The 227-nt window shown below is 26.9% G+C and carries 1 pseudogene; it reads left to right on the top strand.

Features of this window, described 5'->3' with window-relative positions:
* A pseudogene (locus tag NG904_RS17165) lies at positions 1–227 on the top strand (phage antirepressor Ant); the annotation flags it as partial.

Genomic DNA, 227 nt, shown 5'->3' on the forward strand with positions numbered 1-227 from the left:
ACAGAGGATGGACTATATGAGGTCTTATTTCAATCAAGAAAACCAATTGCTAAGAAATTCAAAAAAGAAGTTAAAAAGGTACTAAAACAAATAAGACAAACTGGTGGATATATTCCAACTAATGAACAAGATAGTGAAGAAGATATATTAGCAAAAGCGGTATTGATAGCACAAAAAACTATAGAAAGAAAAAATGCTATAATTGAAAAACAAAATAAACAATTAAT

The sequence above is a fragment of the Clostridium sp. ZBS15 genome, from assembly GCF_023845705.1.
In the GTDB taxonomy this organism is placed as follows: domain Bacteria; phylum Bacillota; class Clostridia; order Clostridiales; family Clostridiaceae; genus Clostridium; species Clostridium aquiflavi.